19 protein-coding genes are annotated in these 26,326 nt (G+C 74.2%); 10 read left to right on the top strand and 9 right to left on the bottom strand.

Features of this window, described 5'->3' with window-relative positions; all coding sequences use genetic code 11:
• Positions 1 to 178 precede the first annotated feature (178 nt).
• Both ABD993_RS09565 and ABD993_RS09560 read left to right on the top strand, forming a co-directional pair.
• Positions 179 to 862: an SDR family NAD(P)-dependent oxidoreductase gene (locus ABD993_RS09565; RefSeq protein WP_345414828.1), complete on the top strand. Its 684-nt coding sequence runs from the start codon at positions 179 to 181 to the stop codon at positions 860 to 862.
• On the top strand, positions 859 to 1,863 hold the full coding sequence (locus tag ABD993_RS09560; protein WP_345414826.1) for an S-adenosylmethionine:tRNA ribosyltransferase-isomerase: 1,005 nt from the start codon (positions 859 to 861) through the stop codon (positions 1,861 to 1,863). The genes ABD993_RS09565 and ABD993_RS09560 overlap by 4 nt, the downstream gene beginning before the upstream one ends.
• A gap of 44 nt (positions 1,864 to 1,907) precedes the next feature.
• Here ABD993_RS09560 and ABD993_RS09555 read toward each other — a convergent pair whose 3' ends face one another.
• Positions 1,908 to 2,303, bottom strand: a complete 396-nt coding sequence (locus tag ABD993_RS09555; protein WP_345414824.1) for a DUF5313 family protein — start codon at positions 2,301 to 2,303, stop codon at positions 1,908 to 1,910.
• A 10-nt stretch (positions 2,304 to 2,313) separates the two neighbouring features.
• Between ABD993_RS09555 and ABD993_RS09550 the strand changes: the two genes are divergently transcribed.
• The 6 genes from ABD993_RS09550 (at position 2,314) to ABD993_RS09525 (ending at position 7,141) form a co-directional block, all read left to right on the top strand.
• Positions 2,314 to 2,787: a MarR family winged helix-turn-helix transcriptional regulator gene (locus ABD993_RS09550; RefSeq protein WP_345414832.1), complete on the top strand. Its 474-nt coding sequence runs from the start codon at positions 2,314 to 2,316 to the stop codon at positions 2,785 to 2,787.
• 59 nt (positions 2,788 to 2,846) lie between these two features.
• The gene (locus ABD993_RS09545; protein ID WP_345414822.1) at positions 2,847 to 3,257 is read left to right on the top strand and encodes a hypothetical protein; all 411 of its coding nucleotides are present in this window, start codon (positions 2,847 to 2,849) and stop codon (positions 3,255 to 3,257) included.
• 29 nt (positions 3,258 to 3,286) lie between these two features.
• Positions 3,287 to 4,297: an aldo/keto reductase family protein gene (locus ABD993_RS09540; protein WP_345414820.1), complete on the top strand. Its 1,011-nt coding sequence runs from the start codon at positions 3,287 to 3,289 to the stop codon at positions 4,295 to 4,297.
• A complete protein-coding gene (locus ABD993_RS09535) occupies positions 4,297 to 5,076 on the top strand; it encodes an SDR family oxidoreductase (RefSeq protein WP_345414819.1) in 780 nt (259 codons plus the stop codon). Before ABD993_RS09540 ends, ABD993_RS09535 begins: the two co-directional genes overlap by 1 nt.
• 173 nt (positions 5,077 to 5,249) lie before the next feature.
• Positions 5,250 to 5,912, top strand: a complete 663-nt coding sequence (locus tag ABD993_RS09530) for an NADPH-dependent F420 reductase (RefSeq protein WP_345414817.1) — start codon at positions 5,250 to 5,252, stop codon at positions 5,910 to 5,912.
• A gap of 77 nt (positions 5,913 to 5,989) precedes the next feature.
• Positions 5,990 to 7,141 carry an erythromycin esterase family protein gene (locus ABD993_RS09525; RefSeq protein WP_345414815.1) on the top strand — a complete coding sequence of 384 codons (1,152 nt, stop codon included), beginning with the start codon at positions 5,990 to 5,992 and terminating at the stop codon, positions 7,139 to 7,141.
• Here the strand turns inward: ABD993_RS09525 and ABD993_RS09520 are convergent.
• Positions 7,138 to 9,606 (bottom strand): helix-turn-helix transcriptional regulator, encoded by a 2,469-nt coding sequence (locus ABD993_RS09520; protein ID WP_345414813.1) that lies wholly within the window; start codon positions 9,604 to 9,606, stop codon positions 7,138 to 7,140. The genes ABD993_RS09525 and ABD993_RS09520 overlap by 4 nt on opposite strands.
• A 201-nt stretch (positions 9,607 to 9,807) precedes the next feature.
• Here ABD993_RS09520 and ABD993_RS09515 point away from each other — a divergent pair, with 201 nt between their 5' ends.
• Together ABD993_RS09515 and ABD993_RS09510 are read left to right on the top strand one after the other, a co-directional pair.
• Complete coding sequence (locus ABD993_RS09515) at positions 9,808 to 12,471, top strand: Hsp70 family protein (RefSeq protein WP_345414811.1); 2,664 nt, start codon at positions 9,808 to 9,810, stop codon at positions 12,469 to 12,471.
• Positions 12,472 to 12,515: 44 nt separating this feature from the next.
• Positions 12,516 to 15,305 (top strand): hypothetical protein, encoded by a 2,790-nt coding sequence (locus ABD993_RS09510; protein WP_345414809.1) that lies wholly within the window; start codon positions 12,516 to 12,518, stop codon positions 15,303 to 15,305.
• A gap of 18 nt (positions 15,306 to 15,323) precedes the next feature.
• Here ABD993_RS09510 and ABD993_RS09505 read toward each other — a convergent pair whose 3' ends face one another.
• The 7 genes from ABD993_RS09505 to ABD993_RS09475 form a co-directional block, all read right to left on the bottom strand.
• Entirely contained in the window at positions 15,324 to 16,772 is a 1,449-nt protein-coding gene (locus tag ABD993_RS09505) for a dynamin family protein (protein ID WP_345414807.1), read from the bottom strand.
• Positions 16,769 to 18,598, bottom strand: a complete 1,830-nt coding sequence (locus ABD993_RS09500; RefSeq protein WP_345414805.1) for a dynamin family protein — start codon at positions 18,596 to 18,598, stop codon at positions 16,769 to 16,771. The genes ABD993_RS09505 and ABD993_RS09500 overlap by 4 nt, the downstream gene beginning before the upstream one ends.
• 168 nt (positions 18,599 to 18,766) lie before the next feature.
• Complete coding sequence (locus tag ABD993_RS09495) at positions 18,767 to 21,634, bottom strand: hypothetical protein (RefSeq protein ID WP_345414803.1); 2,868 nt, start codon at positions 21,632 to 21,634, stop codon at positions 18,767 to 18,769.
• A 231-nt stretch (positions 21,635 to 21,865) separates the two neighbouring features.
• Positions 21,866 to 23,119 carry an ABC transporter ATP-binding protein gene (locus ABD993_RS09490; RefSeq protein WP_345414802.1) on the bottom strand — a complete coding sequence of 418 codons (1,254 nt, stop codon included), beginning with the start codon at positions 23,117 to 23,119 and terminating at the stop codon, positions 21,866 to 21,868.
• A 3-nt stretch (positions 23,120 to 23,122) separates the two neighbouring features.
• Positions 23,123 to 23,956, bottom strand: coding sequence for a carbohydrate ABC transporter permease (locus ABD993_RS09485; RefSeq protein WP_345414800.1), 834 nt, complete (start codon positions 23,954 to 23,956; stop codon positions 23,123 to 23,125).
• On the bottom strand, positions 23,957 to 24,916 hold the full coding sequence (locus ABD993_RS09480; protein ID WP_345414798.1) for a carbohydrate ABC transporter permease: 960 nt from the start codon (positions 24,914 to 24,916) through the stop codon (positions 23,957 to 23,959).
• Positions 24,913 to 26,211 (bottom strand): extracellular solute-binding protein, encoded by a 1,299-nt coding sequence (locus ABD993_RS09475; RefSeq protein WP_345414796.1) that lies wholly within the window; start codon positions 26,209 to 26,211, stop codon positions 24,913 to 24,915. Before ABD993_RS09475 ends, ABD993_RS09480 begins: the two co-directional genes overlap by 4 nt.
• Positions 26,212 to 26,326 lie beyond the last annotated feature (115 nt).

The following is a 26,326-nucleotide window of genomic DNA, read 5'->3' as shown; positions in this document are numbered from 1 at the left end:
ATCCGCTGGACGTGCAGGACGCGCTGATCCACTACGCCCGCAAGGGCGCGATCATCAACTCGACGTACCAGATCTGAGCGGCTCCGCCGCCCGTGCGCGGTGAGTGGTGCACCCGCACCACTCACCGCGCACAGTACGTTCTTGACCTCAAGTCGGGTTCAGGGTGTGTGGTGGGTTCATGGCACCTTCCGCGATCGTCACCGGGTCCGGTTCCGGACTCGGGCTGGCCCTCACCCTCGCCCTCGCCGCGCGCGGGGAGCACGTCGTCGCCGTCGCACGGGATGCGGACCGGCTCCGGACCGTTCTCGGCGGGACGGTGGGCGTCACCCTCCATCCCGGGGACGTCACCGACCCGGGGCTGGGAGCGGAGCTCCGCGAGCGGGTCGGTGACCGGCTGGACCTGCTGGTGCACAACGCCGGCGAGCTCGGACCGTCCCCCCTGCCCCGGCTCGCCGACTACCCGGCCGCCGCCCTGCGCGCGGTACTGGAGACCACCGTCGTCGGGCCGCTGCAGCTCACCCAGGCCCTGCTGCCCGCGGTGCGCCGGGCCCGGGGCACGGTCGTGGGCCTCAGCTCGGATGCCGCCGTCGAGGCCTACGAGGGCTGGGGCGGGTACGGCCTCGCGAAGGCCGCCGCGGACCACGCCGCCGCGGTGTTGGGCGTGGAGGAGCCCGACCTGCGGGTCTACGCCTTCGATCCCGGGGACATGCGGACCGCGATGCACCAGCGGGCGTTCCCCGGCGAGGACATCTCCGACCGCCCGGAACCCGCCACCGTCGTTCCGGCCCTGCTGCGGCTGCTGGACTCACGGCCGCCGTCCGGCCGGTACACGGCGGCGTCGCTGTCCGCGGTGGCGTCGTGAGGCCGGTCCCCGCGGACCGGTTCGCGACCGCTCCGCCGCCGGTCCGTGACGGTGTCCGCCTGATGGTCGCCGCCCACCGCCGTCCGTTGCGCCATCTCCGCTTCGCCGACCTGCCCGGCGCGCTCGCCCCGGAGGACCTGGTGGTCGTCAACACCTCCGACACCGAACCCGCGGCGGTCGACGGACGGCGCGGGCGGACCCCCGTCGTCCTGCACGTGTCCGGGCCGACCGCGGACGGGTGGGCCGTCGAGCTGCGGACGCCGGACGGGTACCGGGTGCTCGACGGACGCCCCGGCGAGCGCATCGAGCTGCCGCGCGGGGTGCACGCGACGCTGCTCGGCGGCGGGCCCCGGATCTGGCGGGCGCGGATCCCCGTCGAGGGCGGACTCCGCGGGTACCTCGCGACCGTCGGCCGCCCGATCACCTACTCCTACGTCCGGGAACGCCTCGACCCGGCGGAGTACCGCACCGTGTTCGCCCGCGCCGCAGGCGAGTTCGGCAGCGCGGAGATGCCGAGCGCCGGGCGACCCTTCACCCCCGCCGTGCTCGACGGGCTGCGGGAGCGCGGCGTCCGGACGGCGGAGGTCGTGCTCCACACCGGAGTGTCCTCACTGGAGGCGGGCGAGACGCCGCTGCCGGAGCGGTACCGGGTGCCCGCCGCCACCGTCGCCGCCGTGGACGCCACGCGCGAGGCCGGTGGTCGGGTGGTGGCCGTCGGCACCACGGTCACCCGCGCCCTGGAGAGCGTCGCGGACGAGACGGGCACGCTGCACCCGGGCTCCGGCACCACCGATCTCGTACTGGGGCCGCGGCGGCGGGCCAGGGTGGTCGACGGGCTGGTCACGGGCTGGCACGAACCCGAGGCCTCGCACCTCGCGCTGCTGCTCGCGGTCGCCGGGCGGGCGCTGGTGGAGCGGGCGTACGCGGCCGCGCTCGACGGGGGCTACCGCTGGCACGAGTTCGGCGACTCCTGCCTCCTCCTCCCGCGACACCGCCGGTGACCCGGGAGGAGGAGGCACGCGCCCGCGGCCCCGCGGACCCCGCCCTACGACCGCCAGCGCTCCTCGTACCGCGCCTGCGCCTCGCGCCGGTCGTCCGAGTGCACCTCCGCCCGCGCGGCCACAGCCGTGCCGCGCGGGTACCCCGCCTTCACGGAGCGGTGCTCCGCCGACTCGGCCATGTACGCGCACGAGTAGAAGTAGCCGATCATCAGCCCGCCCAGCACCGCCATCGCCCGGACCCAGGGCTGGCCGGGGATGAACACGTAGAGCAGGACGGCGAACGGCGCGAGCTGCGCGGTCGCCCTGGCGAGATGGCGGAGCCGCCAGGTCCGGGTCGTCACGTCGAACAGGACCCACTCGCGGTGGCGCGCGGGCAGCGCGGCCCCCCAGGCGTAGAGCACCCATCGGACCGGGTTGGGCCGCACCCCAATTGTTTGCACACCAAGTATGATACCCGACGTGGACGACGATCTCCTGAGACTCGACCGACAGGTGTGCTTCGCGCTCGCCGTGGCCGCCCGCACCGTCATCGCCCTGTACCGTCCGCTGCTCGAGCCGATGGGCCTCACCCACCCTCAGTACCTGGTCATGCTGGCCCTGTGGGAACGCTCGCCGCGCTCGGTCACCGACCTCAGCGGCGCGTTGGCGCTGGATCCCGGGACGCTCTCGCCGCTGGTGAAGCGGCTCGAGGCCGCGGGCTTCGTGCGGCGCGACCGCGTGCCGACGAACGAACGGATGCTCGCCGTCTCGCTGACCGACGCCGGACGGGCGCTGCGGGCCCGGGCGGAGCGGATCCCACCCGCCATCGTCGAACGACTCGGCATGCCGCTGGAGGACCTCGAAGGCCTCCGATCGGTCCTCGATGGAGTGATCGCGGCGGCCAGGACGGACACTCACGGTGATCACGTTCGTCCGATGAGCTGATCGGGCTAACGTCTGGCCCGCCTCCGCCGATGAGGGAACAGCCGGAGAAGGAGTCACCCATGTCGATCAGCCCGCAGGCCGCGCCGCCTTCGTCGGCCACGCCGTCCGCCGAGCCGACCGTCCGCCTCCCGCACGTGCCCGAATCGCCGCTCGAGCACGAGCTCGCCGCCGCGCGAGCCCGCATCGCCGCGGACCCCACGCTCGTCGGACTCCCGACGGACGCGCACCTGCACACCCGACACCCGGCGGGCATGGTCTTCGCCCACGGCAGGCGGCTCACCGTCGTCGAGGTGCACGAGAACGTGGACGACGCCGTGATGTCCGCGCTGGTCGCCCACCGGGCCGGGCTGGCCGGGCGGCGGAACGAGGCCGTCGTCGTCGCCCGCCGGATGAACGTGGCCGCGGCCCGCCGCTGCCGGCAGGCGGGCGTGCACTTCGTCCCGCTCCGAGACGTCGTCGCCGGGAAGTAGCCCGCGGCCTCCTGGGGCAGGATGAGGGCATGGAATTCCGCTACCTCGGCCGCTCCGGGATGCAGATCTCGGCGATCACCTACGGCAACTGGCTGACCCACGGCTCCCAGGTCGAGAACGACGTCGCGACGCAGTGCGTCCGCACCGCGCTGGACAGCGGCATCACCACCTTCGACACCGCGGACGTCTACGCGAACGGCAGGGCCGAGGAGGTCCTCGGCGCCGCGCTCGCGGGCGAGCGCCGCGAGTCGCTCGAGGTCTTCACCAAGGTCTACTGGCCCGTCGGGCCGGGCGGCAGGAACGACCAGGGCCTCTCGCGCAAGCACATCCTCGAGGGCATCGACGGCAGCCTGCGCCGCCTCGGCATGGACTACGTCGACCTCTACCAGGCGCACCGCTACGACGTGTTCACCCCGCTCGAGGAGACGATGCAGGCCTTCGCGGACGTCGTCCGCGCCGGGAAGGCCCTCTACATCGGGGTCAGCGAATGGACCGCCGAGCAGATCCGCGAGGCGCACGCACTCGCCGTCGAGCTGGGGGTGTCGCTGGTCTCCAGCCAGCCGCAGTACTCGATGCTGCACCGGATCATCGAGGGCGAGGTCGTGCCCACCTGCGAGGAGCTGGGGCTGGGCCAGATCGTCTGGTCGCCGATCGCGCAGGGCGTGCTGACCGGGAAGTACAAGCCCGGCGAGGACTACCCGGCGGGCTCCCGCGCCACGGACGAGAGCGGCGGGGCGAGCGCGATCTCCCGCTTCCTGAACGACGACACCCTCACCCGCGTGCAGGCCCTCGCCCCGATCGCCGGTGACCTCGGGCTGAGCATGGCGCAGCTCGCCGTGGCGTGGGTGCTGCAGAACGCCAACGTCTCCGCCGCACTGGTCGGGGCGTCGCGCCCGGAGCAGGTCGCGGAGAACGTCGAGGCCGCGGGCGTGCGGATCCCGGACGACGCGATGAAGGCGATCGACGCGGCCCTCGGGGACGTCGTGGTCAGCGACCCGGCGCAGGTCGCGCGGTCGACGCCGCGGAAGCGCCCGGCCTGATGGACCTGGGGATCGCCGGGCGCACGGCGGTCGTGTGCGCGTCCACCCGAGGGCTCGGGCGGGCCTGCGCGGAGGAGCTCGCGCGGGCCGGGGCGACGGTCGTGGTCAACGGGCGGGAGCAGGCCTCCGCGGAGAAGGTCGCCGCCGAGATCGCCGCGGACACGGGAGCGACCACGATCCCGGTCGGCGCGGACGTCGGGACGGCCGAGGGGCGCGCGGCGCTGCTCGGCGCGGTGTCCATCGTGGACATCCTGGTGAACAACAACGCGGGCCCGCCGTTCCGGGACTTCCGCGAGGTGGACCACGAGGCCCTGCTCGCAGGCGTCGAGGCGAACATGGCCGCCCCGATCGCGCTGGTCCAGGCCGTGGTGGACGGGATGGTCGAGCGTCGGTTCGGCCGGATCGTCAACATCACCTCGGGCTCGGTGAAGATGCCGCTCGCCGGGCTCGACCTGTCCAGCGGGGCGCGGGCGGGGCTCACCGGGTTCCTCGCCGGGGTGGCCCGGTCGGTCGCACACGCGAACGTCACGATCAACTTCCTGCTGCCCGGGGCCTTCGACACCGACCGGCTCCGCGGGATCCAGCAGCGCACGGCCGCGCAGTCCGGGCGGTCGCAGGCGGAGGTGGCGGACAACGCCCGGTCCTCCATCCCGGCGGGGCGGTTCGGCTCTCCGGCGGAGTTCGGGGCGACGTGTGCGTTCCTCTGCTCGGCGCAGGCCGGATTCATCACCGGGCAGAGCCTGCTGATCGACGGCGGGGCGTACCCCGGGGTGCTCTGAGCGTCGACCCGTTCCGCGACCGGCACACCTCGATCCCGCCTCGATCCCGCCTCGCAGGCGCAGCTCGTGCTCGAGCCGGTGGCCTGCAGCGACGACCCCGACATCCCGGCCGTGCCGCGCGGCACCGGACCCGCCGCGGAATAGCACGACCGCGGCCCGCGGTTTGCGCGGACATGAGAATCGGCATCATCGGAGCAGGCAACATCGGCGGCACCCTCGCGCGGCGGCTCGCGGAGCTGGGGCACGAGGTCCGGGTCGCGAACTCGCGGGCGCCGGAGACGGTGCCCGCGACCGCCACCGAGACCGGGGCGCAGGCCGTCTGGGCCCGCGAGGCGGCGGCGGACGCGGACGTCGTGATCGTCAGCATCCCGCAGAAGAACACCCCGGACCTCGCCGCCGGGATCGTCGCGGGCCGCAAGCCGGGCGCGCCGGTGATCGAGACCAACAACTACTACCCGCAGCAGCGGGACGGCCTGATCCAGGCCATCGAGGACGGCACGCCGGAGAGCGTGTGGGTCGCCGGACTGCTCGACGCGGACCCCGTCTACAAGGTCTTCAACGGGATCTGGTGGAAGCACCTGCTGGAGAGCGGCCTCCCCGCAGGCACCGACGGGCGGATCGCGCTGCCGATCGCAGGCACGGCCGGTCCGGCCAAGGAGACCGTGTTCGCGCTGGTCGACGAGCTGGGCTTCGACCCGGTCGACGGCGGCACCCTGGCCGAGTCCTGGCGCCAGCAGCCCGGCACCCCGGTCTACGGCAAGGACTACGACGTGGAGAAGACCCTGGTCGCGCTCGCCGAGGCCAGCCCGGAGCGGCCCACGGAGTTCCGCGCCTGATTCGAGGGTTTCGCCGCCCTCTCCTGCGGATCTCGTGCTGAAGTTTCCACCGGTACTTCAGCGATACCGTTGAGGGAATGACCGAAGTCCTCACCCCCGCCACCGTCCTGGCATCGCTGTCGACCCGACCCCGGCTGCTCGCCGTGGGTGAACCCACCCACGGCGCGGCCGAGCTGTGGGAGCTGCGCACCGCGCTGTTCGCCGGGCTCGTGGAGCAGGGCTACCGGACGATCGCGCTCGAGACCGACTGCCTCGCCGCGCTCGCCGTGGACGACTACGTCCGCGGGGGGCCCGGCGACCTCGACGCCGTCGTCCGGCGGGGGTTCAGCCACGAGTGGGGCGCCTACCCGGCCAACCGTGAGCTGGTGCGCTGGATGCGCGCCCACAACGAGGGCAGGCCACCGGCCGATCGGGTCCGCTTCGCCGGGTGCGACGGCCCACTCGAGATCACCCACGCCGCGAGCCCGCGACGGACCCTGCTCGCGCTCCACGAGCATCTCGCCACCCGGATCGCTCCCGCCCTGCTCCCCTGCACCGCGGAGCGGCTCGACGCGCTGCTCGGCGCGGACGAGCGCTGGACCGAACCCGCCGCGATGGTCGACCCGTCCCGGTCGGTGGGGCGGGCTCCCGAGGCGGGCGAGCTGCGTCTGATCGCCGACGACCTCGTGGCCCTGCTCGACGAACAGACCCCCGACCTGGTCGAGCCCGCTGCGGACTGGGAACGGGCCCGGCTGTGGGGGCGGACCGCCGTCGGGCTGCTGCGCTACCACTGGTGGATGGCCGACACCTCGCCCGGCAGGCTGGGGCGGCTGCTGGGCGTGCGGGACTCGATGATGGCGGCGACGCTGCTGGCCCTCGCCGACCGCGGCCGAACGTTCGTCTACGCCCACAACGCGCACCTGCAGCGGCCCCGGAGCTCGATGCGGATGGGCGGGGCGCCGGTGGAGTGGTGGAGTGCGGGCGCGATCGTGAGCGCTCACCTGGGCGAGGAGTACGCCTACCTCGCCACCGCGGTCGGCAGCATCCGGGACCGGGGGGTGGGCGCCCCGCCGCCGGACACCCTCGAGGGGTTGCTCTCGGCGCTGCCCGGGGAGCGGCTCCTGGTCGATCCGCGCGAGCTGGACCTGCGCTCGGTGTCGCCGCGGGTCTCCCCGTGGTTCGGCTACGCCCCGTTCGACCCGGCGCACACCGCGGCCGTCGACGGGATCGTGTTCGTGCGGGACTGCTAGACCGCTCCGGCCAGCTCGCTGCGCCCGGCGACGCCCAGCTTCGCGTAGACGCTGTGCAGCACGTTGTCCACGGTCCGGACCGAGACGACGAGCCGCGCCGCGATCGCCTTGCTGGTCATCCCGGACGCGGCGAGCCGGGCGATCTCCAGCTCCCGACGGGTGAGCTCGCTGGGCGCGGCGAGCTGCGTCAGCGCCGGGGTGCGGACCTCGTCGAACAGCCGGGTCCACGCCGTCACGCGCTTGGTGGCGCCCTGCCTGCTGCCGGACCGCCCCGCCGCCTCGTACATCCGCACGGCCTGGGCCGCGGCCTCGGCCGCCAGCAGCGGCGCGCCGAGGGCGGCGAACCGGTCCGCCGCGGCCTCGAGCGCGGGGCCGTCGATCGCCGCCACGTGTGCCGAGCGGGCCGCGGCGAGCTCGCCCTGGGCCTGCTCCGCCAGCTCCGCGGCCCGGGCCGCGGAGGAGGCCGCGCCCATGCGGACGGCGTCGTGCAGCGCGACGAGCTCGGCGTACCGCGACCCACCGGACCGCGCCGTGTCCGCGGCCTGCGCGACGAGTCGGGTGGCCAACGTGGACTCGCCGCGCAGCGCGGCCAGCCACGAGCGGGCCAGCAGCGGCCAGGGGGAGCCCGCCACGCCGACGTCGAGGGTGTCCCCCGGGTCGACGTCCGGCAGCAGGGCCTCCGCCGCGACGAGGTCCCCGGTCAGCGCCACGCTGACGGCGAGCTCCGCCCGCAGCCCGGTGACCTCGGGGAACGGGTCCTCGTGCGCGGTGGCCTCGCGCAGCCAGCCGCGCGCGTCCCGCGCCCGGCCGCGCAGCAGGGCGATCCGGCCGAGCCAGCCTGCGTGCACGGCGGCCGCCACCGGCCAGTGCCGGGCCAGCGCGGCGGCGTAGTGGGCGGCGGCCAGCTCCTCCGCGGTGTCCAGCCTGCCCGCGAGGGCGTGCGCGCCGACCTGGGCGGCCTGCAGCGCCGGGGCCCACCATCCCGGGTCCGCGGCCAGCCCGCGTTCGGCGGTGGCCACGGCGTCCGTGCAGCGCGCCGCGGCGCACAGGGCGAGCGCCCGCACGGCGAGCACCTCGGGAGCCTCCTCGAGCGGGGCGAGCAGCTCCAGGGCCTCGGTGCCGCAGCCCGCCTGCAGGGCCAGTGCGGCCCGCACGACCGGGTCCGTGACCGCGCCGGGCCGGGCGGTGGCGAGGACCGCGACGGAGCGCGGCGGGGTCTCCGCGGGCAGCGCCCCGATCTCCGCGGCGCGACCGAGCGCGACCAGCACCTCGGCGAGAGCCACCCGGGCACCCGCCCCGGGCCCGGCCGGGTCGCCGTCGAGTGCCTCGACCGCGGCCCGCGCCAGGCGTTCGACGGTCCGCAGGTCGGTGGCGGCCGCGGCGGCCGCGAGCAGCGCGTCGACGCCGACCGGGCGGCCCGCGGCGAGCCGCCAGCTCGCGAGCCGGGGGCCGTCCGTCGCGCGCCGGGCGCCCGTCTCCTCGATCGCCTGCACCAGGATCCGATGGGTGCGCCGGGCGCGCAGCGGCGTGGTCCGCCGCCGGACGACCTCGGTGTAGAGCGGGTGGACGAGCTCGACGTCCAGGCGCCTGCCGTCCAGCACCGAGACCACGAGCCCGCGGCGCTCGGTGCGGCCGAGCACCCGCTCGGCGCCCATCCCCAGCAGGACCTCGCTGCCCAGCGGGGCGCCGTGCGCGAGCAGCTCCAGCAGCGTGCCCTCGTCCTCGGTCAGCTCGCCGATCCGAGCCTCGACCAGCTCCAGCAGCCGCGGCCCCGGGCGGAGCTCGCCGGACCGGCGCCAGACCTCGTCCACACAGGCCAGGCTCCCCGCGGCCAGGCCGTCCACGATCAGCTCGCGGAGGAACAGCGGGGTCCCCCGGGCCAGCTCCCACAGCTCCTGCCGCAACGCCCCGTCGACGTGGCCGCCGAGCACCTCGGCGACCAGCTCGTCCGACCGGGCCCGGTCCAGCTCGGCGAGGTCGAGCCGCTCGGCGACGCCGTCCTTCCAGAGCCCGAACACGGCCTCCGACACGGCCACGCCGACCTGCACCGTCAGCACGACGAAGGCCTGCCGGGAGTGGCAGAGCTGCGCGACCAGGGCGGCGGTGGCGGGATCCAGGTGCGCGGCGTCGTCGATCCCCAGGACCAGGCGCTTGCCTCCCGCGTGCGCGACGAGCGCCGCGGCGGCGGCCCGCAGGGTGCCCGCCTCGTCCAGCCCGCGGTCGAGGTCCGGCAGCAGCGGGGCGACGACGCCGAACGGGATCCCGGCGGCGGCCGAGGTGGCCCGCACCTCCAGCGCGACCGCCCCGGACCCGGCGGCCACGGCCAGGACCTCGCGCAGCATCCGGCTGCGCCCGGCGCCGGGCCTGCCCGCGAGCACCAGACCGGACAGCGACGGGGTGGCGAGAGTACGGCGCGCGAAGTCCAGCTCCTCGGCCCGGCCGACGAGTGGCCACTCCTGGCGCATCGGCACCCCCCTCGCAGCACACTGCGTCCGCGGATACTCGCACGGTTCGGGGCCCCTGTTAACGCCCTTGTGTGTAACGAGGACGGATCCTCGGCAGAGAGCCCTTGAGGAGGGGGCGCGGCCACGCGAGGATGCGGGACGGACCTGGGGTCGGTCCGTGCCGTCGGCGCTGCGGGCCCCGCGGAGGAGGAGCGCGGCAAGATGACGTACGGCCTCGGTGTCGATCTCGGGACGACCTTCGTCGCGGCGGCCGTCCGGCGCGGTGGCCGGGTGGAGCGCTTCCGGTTGGGCGACCGCTCGGACGTCGCGCCCTCGGTCGTGATGATCCGGCAGGACGGTGCGGTGCTCACCGGGGCCGCAGCCGAGCGGCGGGCCACGATCGAACCCGAGCGCATCGCGCGGGAGTTCAAGCGCAAGCTCGGCGACCCGGTGCCGATGATCGTCGGCGGCTCGCCGATGCCGGTGCCCGCGCTGCTGGCGCACCTGCTGCGGGCGGTCGTCGCGAAGGTGTCCGCGGCGGAGGGCTCGGCCCCGGAGACCGTGGTACTCACCCACCCGGCCAGCTGGAACACTTACCAGAAGGAGATCTTCGCCCAGGTCCCGCAGCTCGCCGAGGTCCCGGCGGTGCGGATGGTGACCGAGCCCGAGGCGGCCGCGGCGACCTACGCGGCCAACGAGCGGCTCGCCGTCGGCGGCACCGTCGCGGTCTACGACCTCGGCGGCGGGACGTTCGACGCCACGGTGCTGCGCCGCACGACGGACGGCTTCGAGATCCTCGGCACTCCGCAGGGCATCCAGGGGCTGGGCGGGATCGACTTCGACCAGGCGGTGTTCGCGCACGTCCGGGAGTCGCTGGGCGGGGACGCGCTGGCCGGGGCGGACCGCGCCGCGCTCTACCGGCTGCGGCAGGAGTGCGTGCACGCCAAGGAGGCGCTGTCCGTCGACACGGACGCCACGATCCCCGTGCTGCTGCCGGCCGCGCACACCCACATCCGGCTCACCCGCGGCGAGTTCGAGGACATGGTCCGGCCGGTCCTGGCGGACACGATGACGGCGCTGCGGGGGGCGCTGCGGTCGGCGTCGGTGGAGGCCGAGGACCTGACCGCGGTGCTGCTCGTGGGCGGGTCGTCGAAGATCCCGCTGGTCGCCAAGATGGTCTCGGCCGAGTTCAAGGCCCCGATCGCGGTGGACACCGATCCCGAGTTCGCGGTGGCGATGGGGGCGGCGTTGCTGTCGGAGGGGCCCGCGGGGCGGCAGTCGGGTCCGAGCACCGCCGGTGGCCCGGATGCCGGGCAGCACGGCGGCGTGGGGCAGGCGGCTGCGGGGGTCGCCGCCGCCGGTGCGGCAGGCCTCGCGGTCGCCGGGCAGGGATCGGGCTCGGCGGGCCGCGGGTCCTCGGGGCCGGTCTCGGCAGGCCAGGGGTCCCGTGCGGGCGGGCAGGGCACGGGCGGGCAGGGCACGGGCGGGCGAGAGCCCGCGGCCTACCGCGCGAACCCGGCCGGGCCCGGGCAGCGGAGCGGTGGCCCGGACGTCGGCCACACCCCGTCCCGCCCCGACCCGAGCCGGTCCGACCCCACGTACCGGCCCGCCGTCGCGGCCGCCCCGGTGGGGGCGGCCCGGCAGGCGAACGGACGGCCGGGGACCGGGTACGACCGGCCGCCCACCGGCCCGGGCGACCACGAGCCGAACACCCGGATGTTCGCGCCGGTCACACACGGCGAGGGCGCCGAGCGCCGGTTCGGCGCCGGCGACCGTCCCCCGGAGCTCAGACGGGAGTCGTCGTCGCGGCGGTGGGTGCGGCCCGCGTTGATCGTCGGGCTGGTCCTCGTCGTGCTGGCGGGCGGCGGCTACGCGGGCTGGCGGCTGCTCGGCGGCGGCAGCACCGGCAGCGCGGCGGCGACGGGGGCGACGGAGGCGACCACCCCGCCGCCGACCAGCGAGGCCGTCACCCCCGCCGTCCCGTTCGGGGGGACGCTGGCCACGGTCCCCGTGGGCACCTCGCCGGGCCGGGTGGCCATCACCCACGACGGCGCGCACGCCTACACGACCAACAACGGCTCCAACGACGTCTCGGTCGTCGACACGGCCACGAACAGCGTCACCGCCACCGTCCCGGTCGGCGAGGGCCCGGTGCTGGTCGCGGTCTCCCCGGACGACGCGCACGTCTACGTCACCAGCATCGCGGCCGCCCAGCTGGCGGTGATCAGCACCGCGGACAACACCGTGGTCGCCACCGTCTCGACGGGCCGCGGCCCGGTCGGTATCGCGGTCTCGGCGGACGGGAGCACGGTCTACGTCGCGAACCGGGACTCGAACTCGCTGACCGTCGTGGACGCGAAGAGCAACGGGGTGAGCGGCACGATCCGGGTCCCCGGCGGGCCCTTCGCCGTCGCGCTGTCCCCGGACGCCACCACGGCCTACGTCACCGGCGCGAGCGACGGGACGCTGTCCGTCGTGGACGTCGCGAGCAAGAAGGTCACCGGGACCGTCACGGTGGGGGCGAACCCCGGCTGCGTCAAGATCGGCGCGGACGGCACCCGTGCGTTCGTGACCAGCTACGACACCGCCTCGCTGAAGGTCGTCGACGTGAGTGACGCTGCGAAGCCGTCGGTGGCCGCGTCGCTGCCCGTGGGGCGGCAGCCCGCCTACGTGGCGCTCTCCCCTGACGCGAGTCGCGCCTACGTCGTCAACCAGGGGGACGCCAGCGTGAGCGTGGTCGACACCGCGGCGAACACGGTGACGCGGACGGCGTCGATCCAGGGCGCCGGACCGAACGGCATGGCGACCTCGCCGGACGGCACCCGCGGCTACGTCGTCAACAGCGGCGGCAACGACCTCACCGTGTTCAGCCTCGAGGAGGAGTAGTGGCTACTCATGCCCCGCGCTCGGCCGACGGGCAGGGTCGTGGCATGAACGAGTCCGAGCAGATCGACCTGGCCGTGCGCGCGGTCCGCGCGGTGCGGGCGGTCCGCGCCGCCGCGGCCGGCAAGCGGGCCGTGCCGGTACTGACGTGGTCGGCGCTGGCCAGCGGGTTCGCGGCCGGGACGATGGTCGGCGGGGCCGCCTCGCCCACGGACGCGGGTCCGGTGCCGACGGCGGCCACGACGGCCCTGGACGGCCCCGCGCACTCCCCGGCGGCGCCGGGGGGCGGGCACGAGGTCGGCTCCGACGGACCCGGCCCGGTCTCGTTCGACTCGCCCGGCGGCTCCGGCGACGGGCCCGGCTCGGTCACCGTCCACCAGGTCAGCGGCTCGGAGGGGATCTCGCCCGACAGCGTCTCCAGCTCCGTCAGCGCGGGCCCGGACGGCACGGTCACCGCCACCCAGTCCTCGACCTACCACTCGGGCGGCGGGTCGGACGCCGGGTCGGACGCAGGCGGGTCCGGCGGCGGTGGCGGCGGCGGTGGCGAGGGCGGCGGGTCCGGCACGAGCGACGGCGGGGGCTCGCCCGGCGACTCCCACAGCGACTCCCACAGCGGCGGCGACGACGACGGGGTCGACATCGTCGTCCAGCAGTTCCAGCAGTCGGTCATCCGGGCGGACGAGAACGGCAACCTGGTCGTCGAGACGTTCACCCGGATCGTCGTGCAGCTCGAGGGCCAGACCTATGTGGCCACCGACCACGGCGTGGCGGTCATCGACGCGGAGTCCGGACAGGACGTCGTGATCCACGAGGTGGCCACGGTCATCGTCACGGAGAACCCTGACGGCACGTACACCGTCGCGACCGACGCGCACACGACCGTCGACCTGGTGCCGGACACGGACGGCGACTTCGACGCCACCCTGGTCCAGGACGAGCACGTCGCGCTGGAGGACGACCCGACGGTCGGGGAGGACGCCGACCTGTCCGCCACCCAGGACCAGTCGGCGGTGGCGGACGGCGTCAGCGGCGTCGGGGTGCTGCAGATCCAGACCGCCGAGGGCATGTCGGACCAGTCGCAGCTCGCGGACAGCGCGGACGCGGTGATCACCCAGGCGCAGGGCGCCGGGGCAGGGTCGACGCAGACGCAGACCGGCACGTCGGAGGACGGCGGCATCATCACCCAGGCCCAGGGCGCGGGCATGGGGTCCAGCCAGACCCAGGAGGCATCGACCCCCGGTGGGATCACCACCCAGGGCCAGGGCGCGGGCGCGGGCTCCACCCAGACCCAGGTCTCCGACACACCGGGCGGCATCACCACCCAGGGCCAGGGCGCGGGCGCCGGCTCCACCCAGACCCAGGTCTCCGACACACCGGGCGGCATCACCACCCAGGGCCAGAACGCCGGCGGCGGCTCCACCCAGACCCAGGTCTCCGAGACGGCGGGCGGGGTCACCACCCAGGGCCAGGGCGCCGGCGCGGGCTCGACCCAGACCCAGGTCTCGGACACCCCCGGCGGGGTCACCACCCAGGCCCAGAAGGGCGGCGCGGACTCCGACCAGACCCAGGTGTCGACGGGAGCGGGCGCGCAGGCCCAGCAGGGCGGCGCGAACTCGTCCCAGGTCCAGGCCGGGGCGGGGACGCAGGTGCAGTCGGGCGGCCCGGGCTCGGTGTCCACGCAGGTCCCGACCGGCGCCGGCTCGGCCGCGGGCCCCGCCGCACCCGGCACACCCGCCGGCTCGACGGCATCCGGCTCAGCCGCCGGCTCGACGATGCCCACTCCGACACCCGCCGGACAGACGATGCCCGGACAGGCTGCGGGGGCCCAGACGATGCCCGGGCAGACGCCGGGCGGGCAGGCGATGCCCGGCTCCGCGGCGTCGTCCACCATGCCCGGGCCGGCGACGGGTGCCGCAGGAGCCGGCGCGACGGGCGCGGGCAGCGCACCGCCCGTGGCCGCCGCACAGACCACGACCGCGATGGACCACACCCTCCTCGCGACGACCGGGATCGCGGCAGGCTCGGTGGTGCCGATCGTCCTCACCACCGACGGGGGCCACTCCGACCAGCCCACGAGCCCCACGACCTTCAGCACCCCGCTCACCCCGCCCGCGGCGGAAGGGCCCGGATCCGGCGGGCCCGCGAACGCCTCGACGGCGACCGCAGGCCCTGCGACCGCAACGCCGGTAGACGGCGGCGCAGGCGCCACCGCTCCCCTCACGGGTGCCCCGGGCAGCGCCGACCCGACCGCAGGCGAGCCCGGGGGAGCGGGCGGATCGGCAAGCGCCCCCGTCGCCGGTCCGGACGCCGGGGGAACGGACAGCAGTGGAACGGGCCCGGCCGGGCACGGCTCCGACGGCACAGGTGCGGCGAACGCCGGGACGGCGGGCAGCGGTGCGGCGGGCACGGGAACGGGCGCAGCAGGCGCCGGTGCGGCGGACAGCGGCGGGCAGGCGCCCACCACCGTGGGCGAGGCCGGTCCCGCCCACGCCCCGTCCGACCCGACGCTCACCGAGGGCCCTCCGGTCCCGCCCGCGACCCACCCCGAGCCGGTGGCCGCGCCGAGCGGCACCGCGCCCACCCCGGACCCGGCCGACCACTTCGGTGGCCCGGCGGCCCCGGTGGAGCACTTCGCGCCCGTCGGGCAGCCGCCCACACCGACCGAGACCTTCGTCGCCGAGCACGCCGCGACCCCCGTCGTCCACGAGGAGTCGCTGCCCGAGCACCCGTCCGGTCCGGAACCGGAGTCACACGAGCAGGCCCTGCACGACCAGGCCGTCGACGACCCCACCCCGGACCACCACCACGACACGGACGCCTTCGACCACGCCGGTTGATCCACCGCGCCGGCGGACCTAGACGAGCATCCCCTCACACGTCCGAACCAGAATCCTCGCGGCCGTGGCGGTAGGGCGGGTCGCGAGCGGATCCTCGGCCTCCCGCTGCCATCGCGCGAGCGTCGACAGCGCCGTCTCCCGGACCTTCACCACATCCGCGGTCGCGTCCAGACCCAACCGAGTACGGGGATCGTCGCCGTAGGAACCCAGCAGGCGTTCGGCGGAGCCGTCGTCCCCGGGGAGGAGGGTGGGGTCCTCGCGCAGGGCGTCGATCAGGCGCAGCTCGGTGAGCTCGTGGGCGCCCGCGACCAGCTCGTCGAAGCGGCGGCGCAGGTCGGGCGGGGGCGGGGAGCCCACGAACAGCGACTCCAGGGCCTGGATCGCGGTGCGGGCCTTCAGCACGTCCGCGCGGGCGGCGAAGCGGGTCGTCAGCATCTCGTGCAGGGTCGTGATCCCGCTCAGCCGCTGCAGGTGCACGGCCAACGCGCTCGCGTCCGCCGCTTCCCCTGCCTGGATCAGCTCGACGGCGCTGCGCACGCCGAACAGCCCCAGCCTGCGCACCAACGCGAGCCGCGCCGCGGGCTCGACCCCGCCGGCCTCCGCGCTGATGAACCGGTCCGTGGTGAGCAGCAGCCCCTCGCGCGCCTCGGCGGGCAGGGCTGCGAGCCGCACGAGGACGCTGTACTCGGACTGCAGCAACGTTGCACCGCACGAGGCGAGCAGCCCCGCGACCGGCACCACGGTGTGGCACAGCCTGCGCACCCGCGGGTCCGCCGCGTACCGGTCCGCGATCCGGGCGGCGGACTCCAGCGCGTCCGGACGCGAGTGTCCCACCTCGTCCGCCCTGGCCAGGACGCCGATCGTGTTGACCGGCCTGCCCTGCCCCTCGGTGTCGTGGAACGCCTCGAGGAAGTCCACGTCGTCCGTGTGCATGTGCCGCATCAGGTAGACGACGGCGTCCGCGCCGGACCCGCGCGGCCCCTCGGGCGTGAGCAGCACCCGGGACCGCGCGGAGATCTCCTCGTTGATCGAGCCGATGCCGGGGGTGTCGATCAGGGTCATGGCCTGCAGCCGGCGCGACGGCCAGTCGACCACCATCCGCGACACCACCTCCGGCGCGTGGCCTGCCAGGTCGATCGAGGCCAGCGACCCGGACTCGGGGAAGGGCAGCTGCGCGGGCGGGCCGTCGTTCGGGAACAGCAGCACGCGATAGGCGGGCCCGTTGCGGAACCACGTGACGATCCGGGTGCACTCCCCCGCGTCCGTGGCCGCGAGGTCCTGACCCACCAGCGCGTTGAGCAGGGTGGACTTGCCCGCCTTGACCCGCCCGGCGATCGCGACCCGCAGCGGCTCGTCGATCCGGGCGGCCAGCGCCGCGACCATCGGGGCGATCCGGGTGCCCTCGGCGAGCGCCTGGGCGTCGCCCACCACCTGTCGGGTCCGGGCCAACAGCGTGCTCGTGGTCATGCGGCCGCCACCCGACGCTGCGTCATGAGCTCGTCCGCCTGCCCGCGCAGCATCGCGAGCGACTTCAGGTCCGCCTCGATCCGCTCCATCTGCTGCTGCTCGGTCTGCTCGCTCTGCACCGCGCGTTCGGCCTCCTTCAGCGCCTCGGACAGAGACCGGAGCAGCTCGTCCAGCCGCTCGGTGTAGCCGTCCCGCAGCTCCCGCTGGATCCGCCGGATGACGTCCCGGGAGTCCTTCCCGACGTGGATGTTGAACTCGTCGACGTAGCGCCGCACCGCGAGCTTCGCCTTCTGCCTGCGCTGCTCCAGCTGGCGCTTGCGGTCGTCCTTCATCCCGCTGCGGCCCATCAGCGCGGCGGCGGCGAGGCCGATCGGCAGCGGGATGGCCAGCAACGCGATGTGGGTGAGCATCGTGAACATCATCAGCCCGCCGTAGGACTTCTGGAGGCCCGCCATCGCCGTGGCGCCCTTCTTCGACGCCACCGCGAACCCGGTGTCCAGCTCCAGCGAGTCGACCTTCGCGACCGGGGCCTCGACGCGCAGCGGCACGACGATCGCGGACTCCTCCAGCTCGAAGTGCTCGGCCACCCGCCCCGCGACGTCCCGGGTCGCGCGGATCAGCTCCGCGTAGTTCTCCATCGTCTCGCCCGCCAGCCGCTGCCGCAGCCAGGACGCGAACTCCTCGAAGTTCTTCGCCGGGTCACCCTCGTCGATCGCGCTCTCGGCGTCCATCAGCACGCCGCGGGCCCGGATGCGCAGGTCGTGGTCGATGTCGGAGCTGACGTCCGCCAGCCCGTCGTACAGCAGGGTCTGCCAGCGGGCGCTGCGGGCCTTGAGCCGCTCCAGCCGCTCGCGGGTGTCGGCGATGTCCCGGGTGAGCTGCGCGGTCCGCTCGGGGTGCACCAACGCGCTCTGCCGCGCCCGGACGGTCTGCTCCAGCTGGTCGACCACCGAGTGCACGTGGTTGCCCACGGCCTTGAGCGTGACCTGCTCGGAGTCCGCCACCACCTCGGTCAGCTTCGCGACGAGCGCGGGGAACCCGGACTCGGCGTTCATCGTCTGGTCCACGCGGCGGGCGGCCTGCAACCGCAGCTCCGACGACAGCGCGATCGGCTCGACCGTGACCCCCGCCCGGGCGAGGTGGGCGAGGTCGAGCTGCAGGATCCGGCGCCACTCGACGTGCAGGTCGGTCTTGGTGAGCGCGAAGATGATCGTGGGGCAGAGCTCCTGCGCGGTCTTGAGGAACTTGATCTCCGCGGCGGTGAGCTCCTGCGAGGCGTCCGAGCAGAAGACGACGGCGTGCGCCTGCGGCAGCGCCCCGACCGTCACCGTCGTGTGCACCGATCCCAGCCCGCCGACGCCGGGGGTGTCCACCAGCACCAACCCGTCCTGCAGGAGCCTGCGCTGGATCCCGATCTGCACGGCGTGCAGGCCCTTCGCCCGGGCCTCGGCGCCGCGGGGGTCGCCCTCGGCCGCGTACCCGGCGGCCGCCTCGTACGGGATCTTCTCGACGCGGGTCTCCTGCTCGGTCACGTAGGTGGCGGTGGCGGCGGGCTCGTCCGCGTACTTGACGACGGTCGGCACCGCGGTCGCGATGTCGTCGTCCACCGGGCAGACCTGAGCGGTGAGCAGGGCGTTGATCAGCGAGCTCTTGCCCTGCTTGAACTCGCCGACGACGTAGACCAGCACCGACGGCTGCCCCAGCATGTCCTTCGCCGCGTTGAGCCTGCGGACGAGGTCCTCGCGCTGGTAGACCGTCGCGCCCTTGATCGTGAGGTCGAGGGTCGACGCGGCCTTCGCGAGCCTGCCCTCCTGCTGCCCTGCCATGGTGTCCCTGCCTACCCCGTCGAACGTGCTCTCGGTAGTCCCCGTACCGCGTCGCCGGAACGGGACTCCCGCGGTCGGCGGGAGTGCCGTTCGAGCCACCCGGGCCGGACGGCCGGAGGCCCGGCGACGGAACGTCCGTCGCCGGGCTCTCGGGTCCTGCGGTGGTGCTCAGCCGTCGTGCGAGTCGTGGCCGGCGTCGTGGTGGCCCGAGTCGTGGGCCTCGGTCGCGGCCGCCGCGTCGTGGTGGTCCGCCTCGAACGAGGAGCTGTGCTCCTCGTGCGAGGTGGTCGCCGCGAACGTCTCGTGCTGCGGCTCCGGCGCGCTCTCGTGGTGGACGGGAGCGGGCTCCGGGTCGCTGTGGTGCTGGACCGGCGCCGGGGCCTCGAAGTGCTCGGCCTGGTGCTGGGGCTCGGCCGCCGCCGCGAAGTGCGGGGCCGGGGCGTCGTCCGCGAAGACGTCACCGTGGTCCGCCGGGGCCGGGGCGTGGGCCGCCTCGGCCGCGAAGACGTCCCCGTGGTCGGCGGGCTCGACCTGCACCGGACCGGTGACCTGCGTGGCCCCGCCGTCGTGGGCACCGACCTGGACGGGACCGGTGACCTGGGTGGCCCCGCCGTCGGCCGCACCGACCTGGACGGGCCCGGTGACCTGGGTGGCCCCGTCGCCGTGGTCGCCGACCTGGACGGGTCCCGTGACCTGGGTGGCCCCGTCGCCGTGGTCGCCGACCTGGACCGGTCCGGTGACCTGCACCGGGCCGCCGTCGGCAGCCCCGACCTGCACCGGGCCGGTGACCTGCGTGGCGCCGGGCCCGTGGTCCCCGACCTGCACCGGGCCGGTGACCTGGGTGGCCCCGCCGTCCGCCGCACCGACCTGGACGGGTCCCGTGACCTGGGTGGCCCCGCCGTCGGCGGCACCGACCTGGACGGGTCCCGTGACCTGGGTGGCCCCGCCGTCGGCGGCACCCACCTGGACCGGACCGGTGACCTGCACCGGGCCGTCACCCGCCGGGCCGACCTGCACCGGGCCGGTGACCTGAGTAGCCCCGCCATCCGCCGCACCGACCTGCACCGGGCCGGTGACCTGAGTAGCCCCGCCGTCGGCCGCACCGACCTGCACCGGGCCGGTGACCTGAGTAGCCCCGCCGTCCGCCGCACCGACCTGCACGGGACCGGTCACCTGGGTGCCGCCGTCGTGCCCGCCGCCGACCTGGACCGGACCGGTGACCTGGGTGGCCCCGCCGTCGTGCCCGCCGACCTGCACGGGGCCGGTGACCTGCACCGGGTCGCCGCCGTGCGAACCGACCTGCACCGGGCCGGTGACCTGCACCGGGTCGCCGCCGTGCGAACCGACCTGCACCGGGCCCGTGACCTGCACCGGGTCGCCGCCGTGCGAACCGACCTGCACCGGGCCCGTCACCTGCACGGGCTCGCCGGAAGCGCCGACCTGCACGGGGCCGGTGACCTGGACGGGGGATCCGTCCGCACCGACCTGCACCGGGCCGGTCACCTGGGTGGCCCCGCCGGTCTCGCCGACCTGGACCGGGCCCGTGACCTGGGTGCCGCCGCCCGCCGCGGGGCCGACCTGCACGGGGCCGGTGACCTGTGTGCCGCCGTCCTCCCCGACCTGCACCGGGCCGGTGACCTGCACCGGCTCGCCCTCGGCGCCGACCTGCACCGGGCCGGTGACCTGCACGGGGTTGCCGTCCGCACCGACCTGCACAGGGCCGGTGACCTGCACCGGGTTGCCGTCCTCCCCCACCTGCACGGGGCCGGTGACCTGCACCGGGTCGCCGCCGTGCGAGCCGACCTGCACCGGGCCGGTGACCTGCACCGGGTCGCCGCCGTGCGAGCCGACCTGCACCGGGCCGGTGACCTGCACCGGGTCGCCGCCGTGCGAGCCGACCTGCACCGGGCCGGTGACCTGGGTCGGGCCGCCGTCGGCCGCCTCGACCTGGACCGGACCCGTGACCTGGGTGCCGCCGTCGTGCGCACCGCCGACCTGGACCGGACCGGTGACCTGCAGGGACTGGTCCGCCCCGGAGACCATGACCGGGCCGGTGACCTGCGCGGCCGCCTCGGTCGCAGAGGTGGCGGCCGTCGCGGGGGCCACCTGCACGGGGCCGGTGACCTGCGTGGCGCCTGCGTCCCGCCCACCGACCTGTACCGGGCCGGTCACCTGCACGGGCTGGCCGTCCGCACCGATCTGCACGGGGCCGGTGACCTGCACCGGGTCGCCGTCGCGGCCGACCTGCACCGGGCCCGTGACCTGGATCGGGTCGCCGCTGTCGCCGACCTGGACAGGGCCGGTGACCTGCGTGGCCCCGCCGTCCGCCGCACCGACCTGCACGGGACCGGTGACCTGGGTGCCGCCGTCGTGCCCGCCGCCGACCTGCACCGGGCCGGTCACCTGGGTCGGGCCGCCGTCGGCCGCACCGACCTGCACCGGGCCGGTGACCTGCGTGCCGCCGTCGTGCCCGCCGCCGACCTGCACCGGGCCCGTGACCTGCACCGGGCCGCCGTCCGCCGCACCGACCTGCACCGGACCGGTGACCTGGGTGCCGCCGTCGTGCCCGCCGCCGACCTGGACCGGACCGGTGACCTGGGTGGCCCCGCCGTCGTGCGAGCCGACCTGGACCGGGCCGGTGACCTGGGTGGGTCCGCCGTCCGCGGCCTCGACCTGTACGGGGCCGGTGACCTGGGTCGCGCCGTTGTCGTGGGTGTCGTGGGTCTCGGTGCTCATCTCGTTCACATCTCCTTGGTGGTCGCCGTCGGCCGTGTGCTCGCTGCTGTGGTCGCTGTCCTGCTGCCCGTGCTCGGCGCCGTCGGCCCAGCCGGGCCCGCCCGCCTCCGGACCCGACACGTCCGGGAGCGCCTCGCCGGGCACCCTCGTCGCGTCGGCGTACCGGTGATCGAAGAGGAAGACGGGGCCCACCGGGGCGGGCTCGTCGATGCCGTCGCGACCGAAGATCGTGAGCGGCTGTTCCTGACTGTCGCCGGTCCAATCGACCAGGTCACCCGGGTCGAAGGGTGAGTCCGTCATGTCGCTCGCCCCTCACTCGGTGTCCGTGGTCTCGGCCGAACCGTGGTGCCGTCCTGCCGATGACCAGAAGTCTGCTGCGATGGCCTCGTACCGAGGAGAGCAATCGCTACTCAAAACCTCCGTGTGGATCTCCTGGTGTTACTCACCCTGAGCACGGAGAGCACTCACGAAATACGGCGGCCGCCCCCCTGAACAGGGAAGCGGCCGCCGTCGGCGCCTTACGGGGGCGGGTCAGCCCTCCACGGTCAGCCCACTCTCCCTGGCCTCCGCGATCTCCTCCTCGCGCTCCGCCTCGGCGATCCGGGTGAGCTCCGCGCCCGCGTCCGGGTCGCGGGTGAGGTTCTCGCCGGTGGCCGGGTCGAAGACGTGCACCTTGCGGGAGTCCAGCCAGAACTCGGCCTCGCGGCCGGAGCGGATCCGGCTGGTCGAGTCGATGGACACGATCGCCTGCGTGCGCAGCTGGTCCGAGTCGAGCTCCCGGGACAGCTCCTTGAGCTGCTCGACCACCTCGTCCGGCGCGTCGTACGGGATGTAGGCGAACTGCGAGTCCCCCAGCCACTCGGTGACGTCCACCTTGGCCCGGAACGTGCTGCCGTGGCCCCGCTTCGCCTCGTCGACCAGCGAGGCGTCCTCGAAGAACTCGGGCCGGATGCCGACGAGCACGAGGTCGCGGTCCCCGATGTCCGCCGCACGCTTGGCGTCCAGCGAGATGTCCCCGAACGGCGTGGACAGCGTGCCGTTCTTCAGCTTCGCGGGCAGGAAGTTCATCGGCGGCGACCCGATGAAGCCCGCCACGAAGAGGTTGACGGGCTGCTCGTAGAGCTCCCGCGGCGAGGCCACCTGCTGGATCACGCCCTTGCGCAGGACGCAGACCCGGTCGCCGAGGGTCATCGCCTCGGTCTGGTCGTGCGTGACGTAGATCGTCGTGATGCCCAGCCGCCGCTGCAGCCGGGCGATCTCCGTGCGCATCTGGCCGCGGAGCTTGGCGTCCAGGTTGGACAGCGGCTCGTCGAAGAGGAACGCGTCCGCGTCCCGCACGATCGCGCGGCCCATCGCGACGCGCTGCCGCTGCCCGCCGGAGAGGTTGGCGGGCTTGCGCTGCAGGTGCTCGTGCAGCTCGAGGACGTCCGCGGCCGCGTTGACCTTCTCCTGCACCTCGTTCTCCGGCGCCTTCTGCAGCCGCAGCGGGAACGCGATGTTCTCGAAGACCGTGAGGTGCGGGTAGAGCGCGTAGTTCTGGAAGACCATCGACAGGTTGCGCTCGCGCGGGGCCATGTCGTTGACCCGCTTGCCGCCGATGACCATGTCGCCGGACGTGATGTCCTCGAGCCCCACCACCATCCGCAGCAGGGTGGACTTCCCGCAGCCGGACGGCCCGACGAGGATCATGAACTCGCCGTCCGCGATGTCGAGGCTGACGTCGTTCACCGCCGGGAAGCCGTCGCCGTACTTCTTGACGATGTTCTTCATCTCCACGGAAGCCATAGCTCAGCCCTTCACAGCGCCGTTGGTGAGGCCGGAGACGATCCGGCGTTGGAAGATCAGGACGAGGATGATCACCGGGATGGTGACGACGACCGCGGCGGCCGCCGTCGCGCCGGTCGGGTCCTCGAACTGGGAGGCCCCGGAGAACAGCCCCAGGGCGGCGGGCACGGGTCGGGCAGCGCTCGTGGACGTGAGCGAGATGCCGTAGACGAAGTCGTTCCAGGCCAGGAAGAACGCCAGGATCGCGGTGGTGAACACCCCGGGCGCGGCGAGCGGCACGATGACCTTGCGGAAGGCCTGCCACGAGGTCGCGCCGTCCACCTGCGCGGCCTGCTCCATCTCCCACGGGATCTCGCGGAAGAAGGCCGACATCGTCCAGATGGACAGCGGCAGGGTGAGCGACAGGTACGGGATGATCAGACCCGGCCAGGTGTCGTAGAGCCCGATCAGCCGCCACAGGTTGAACAGCGGCGTGACGATCGAGATGACCGGGAAGATCGCCACCGCGAGCGCGGTGGACAGGATGAGCTTCTTGCCCCGGAAGTCCAGCCGCGCGATGGCGTACGCGGCGAACATCGACAGGATGCAGGCCAGGAACGTCGCGATCAGGCAGATGCCGAACGAGTTGCGCAGCGCGGGCAGGAAGAGCGAGGCGGCGTCACCGGTGAGGATCTGCGAGTAGTTCTGCCAGGTGAACACGCTGGGCAGGAACTGCCCGTTCGCCACGTCGGCGGGGGCCTTGAACGACAGCGAGACGATCCAGGCGATCGGGAAGAGCGCGTAGAGGACGATGACGATCCCCGCGACGATCCACCAGTTGCGTTCCTTCGCGGACATCTACTTCTCCCCCCGCGCCTGGGACAGGTCGACCTTGAAGCCCTTGATGAACCCGAAGGCGATCAGGACCACGGCGATGAACAACAGCACCGACACCGCCGAGCCCAACCCCACTTCCAGCCGGGCGATCGTCTGCCGGTAGGCGAGGAAGGACACGGACTCGGTGCCGTTCGCCCCCGCCGTCATGACGAAGATCGAGTCGAAGACGCGGAAGGCGTCCAGGGTCCGGAACAGCAGGGCGACCATGATGGCCGCCTTCATGTTCGGGATGGTCACCTTGAACATCCGCTGCCACCAGGTCGCACCGTCCACCTTGGCCGCCTCCTGCAGCACGTCCGGCACCTGGGCGAGGCCCGCGAGCAGCAGCAGCGAGATGAACGGCGTGGTCTTCCAGATCTCCGCCAGGCAGATCACCAGGATCGAGCTGCCGAAGGAGCCGAACCAGTCCGTGTCGGCGGTGATCCCCGGGATCCAGGAGAACCAGCTGTTCACGAAGCCCGAGTTGAGGTCGAACGCGAACTGCCAGGCGAAGGCCGAGACGACCGTGATGATCGCGTAGGGCAGCAGGATCGCCGCCCGGACGACGGGCCGGATGGACTTGAGCGCGTTCGCCATGACCATGGCCAGCAGGAAGCCGAGCACCAGCTCGACGGCCACGGTGATCACGGTGATCAGCACCGTGGTGGCGATGGACTGCCACCAGATGGCGTCGGACAGCACGACGCCGTAGTTGCTCAGGCCCACGAACCGGCGGTTCTCCGGGTCGGTCAGCCGGTAGGCGAACAGCGACTGGTAGACCGCCTGCCCGATGGGATAGGCCGTGACCAGCAGCATCACGACGAAGGCGGGGCCCGCGAGGTACCAGCCGAGCTTCTGCTCGGCCTTCGCGCGGTCGGTCGCGCCGCCACGGGGCGCCGCGTGGGCGGGCGCCGTGGTGGCCGGGGGAACGGTGGTGGTCACAGCAGCTGCCTCCCCGAGAGCACGGCATCGATCAGTTCGGTGGCGTTCTTGCCGGTGACGCCCGGCGTCACGGAGCCCGGCGGGTGGTACTCGCGCTGGATGCTGCCCGAGACCTCGCTGTAGTACGGGGTCTGCGGGCGCGGGGCCGCGAGCTGCAGGGACTGCTCGATGGTCGGCGCCATCGGGAAGTCCGCCAGCACCTCGGGGTCGGAGAACACCGACGAGCGCGAGGCCGGGTTGCCGTTGGTCAGGAAGTACTCCTTCTGGTTCTGGGTCGAGGTGATGCACTCGGTGGCCTCGTAGGCCAGGTCCGGGTGCGCGCTGAAGGCGCCGACGCCGAGGTTGATGCCGCCGTACGGCGGGGCCGCGGGCTTGTCGGCGTCCACCCGCGGGTAGAGGGTCCAGCCGTAGTCGTCCACGACGGACTGCTGCAGCGTGCCGCCCTCGACACCGCTCTTCGCCTTGCTCCACACGAACGGCCAGTTGACCATCCACCCCGCTGTGCCCGCCTCGAAGGCCGCGACGCTCTCGTCCTCGCCGGCGGTGGAGAAGGCCGCGCCCTCTCGGCCGCTGTTGGCGAAGGTGCTCATCACCTCGGCGGCGCGGTCGCCCTGCGGGGTGTCCAGGCCGAGCTTGATCTGGGTCGGGTCGGTCGAGTTCTGCGCGATGACCGCGCCGCCCGCCGAGGCGATCAGGGCGTTGAACCAGACCGTCAGCGACTCGGCGCGGCGGCCCTGCGCGGCGATGTTGGTGTTCGCCTTGCCCGCGGCCTGGATCAGCTGGTCCCAGGTCACCGGCTGGGACATGTCGATCCCCGCGGCTGCGGCGGCGGACTTCTTGTACCAGAGCAGCTGGGTGTTGGCCCAGAACGGGACCGTGACCAGCTTGCCGTCCCAGGTGGCGCCGTCGATCGCCGACTGCACCGTGCCCTGGGTGACCCGGGCGGCCACGTCCGGCGGGATCGGCGCCAGGAACCCGGCCTGCGCGTACTCCGGGATGTACGGCGGGTCGAGGCTCATGATGTCGATCGAGCTGTCGTTCGCCGCGAGCCTGCGCACGAGCTGCTGGCGCTGCTCTGAGGACTCACGGGGCAATGTGGAGGTCGCGATCGTGTATCGGCCGCCCGCGGCCTGCGTGCACTTCTGGGCGATCGTCGCCTGCCCGCCGTCGTCCGGGTTGATGTACCAGGTCAGCACCGGTGGTCCGGCGGCTCCGGACCCGCAGGCCGCGAGACCGCCCATCGCCACCACGGCGAGTGCGGCCGCGGCCAGGCGGCTTCTCCAGGGGCGTCGCATCGTCGTCGACCTCCGTTGGTCGTCGCAGGGCATGCGGGAATAGAGCTGGAAGCGCTTCCAGCCGTCACTCTGCGCACATGACTCGGTAGTGTCAAGGCTCACAGAACGCTAGAAC

The organism is Pseudonocardia xishanensis, assembly GCF_039541715.1.
In the GTDB taxonomy this organism is placed as follows: domain Bacteria; phylum Actinomycetota; class Actinomycetes; order Mycobacteriales; family Pseudonocardiaceae; genus Pseudonocardia; species Pseudonocardia xishanensis.
The sequence above is the reverse complement of the archived record's forward strand: the minus strand, read 5'-3'. Positions and strand labels throughout refer to the sequence as shown.

Excerpts from the sequence above, each read along its gene's own strand:
- ABD993_RS09490 (WP_345414802.1), bottom strand. The coding sequence starts at position 23,119 with ATGGCTTCCGTGGAGATGAAGAACATCGTCAAGAAGTACGGCGACGGC.
- ABD993_RS09535 (WP_345414819.1), top strand. The coding sequence starts at position 4,297 with ATGGACCTGGGGATCGCCGGGCGCACGGCGGTCGTGTGCGCGTCCACC.
- ABD993_RS09500 (WP_345414805.1), bottom strand. The coding sequence starts at position 18,598 with ATGGCAGGGCAGCAGGAGGGCAGGCTCGCGAAGGCCGCGTCGACCCTC.
- ABD993_RS09515 (WP_345414811.1), top strand. The coding sequence starts at position 9,808 with ATGACGTACGGCCTCGGTGTCGATCTCGGGACGACCTTCGTCGCGGCG.
- ABD993_RS09540 (WP_345414820.1), top strand. The coding sequence starts at position 3,287 with ATGGAATTCCGCTACCTCGGCCGCTCCGGGATGCAGATCTCGGCGATC.
- ABD993_RS09520 (WP_345414813.1), bottom strand. The coding sequence starts at position 9,606 with ATGCGCCAGGAGTGGCCACTCGTCGGCCGGGCCGAGGAGCTGGACTTC.
- ABD993_RS09475 (WP_345414796.1), bottom strand. The coding sequence starts at position 26,211 with ATGCGACGCCCCTGGAGAAGCCGCCTGGCCGCGGCCGCACTCGCCGTG.
- ABD993_RS09525 (WP_345414815.1), top strand. The coding sequence starts at position 5,990 with ATGACCGAAGTCCTCACCCCCGCCACCGTCCTGGCATCGCTGTCGACC.
- ABD993_RS09565 (WP_345414828.1), top strand. The coding sequence starts at position 179 with ATGGCACCTTCCGCGATCGTCACCGGGTCCGGTTCCGGACTCGGGCTG.
- ABD993_RS09505 (WP_345414807.1), bottom strand. The coding sequence starts at position 16,772 with ATGACCACGAGCACGCTGTTGGCCCGGACCCGACAGGTGGTGGGCGAC.
- ABD993_RS09495 (WP_345414803.1), bottom strand. The coding sequence starts at position 21,634 with ATGACGGACTCACCCTTCGACCCGGGTGACCTGGTCGATTGGACCGGC.
- ABD993_RS09545 (WP_345414822.1), top strand. The coding sequence starts at position 2,847 with ATGTCGATCAGCCCGCAGGCCGCGCCGCCTTCGTCGGCCACGCCGTCC.
- ABD993_RS09510 (WP_345414809.1), top strand. The coding sequence starts at position 12,516 with ATGAACGAGTCCGAGCAGATCGACCTGGCCGTGCGCGCGGTCCGCGCG.
- ABD993_RS09485 (WP_345414800.1), bottom strand. The coding sequence starts at position 23,956 with ATGTCCGCGAAGGAACGCAACTGGTGGATCGTCGCGGGGATCGTCATC.
- ABD993_RS09530 (WP_345414817.1), top strand. The coding sequence starts at position 5,250 with ATGAGAATCGGCATCATCGGAGCAGGCAACATCGGCGGCACCCTCGCG.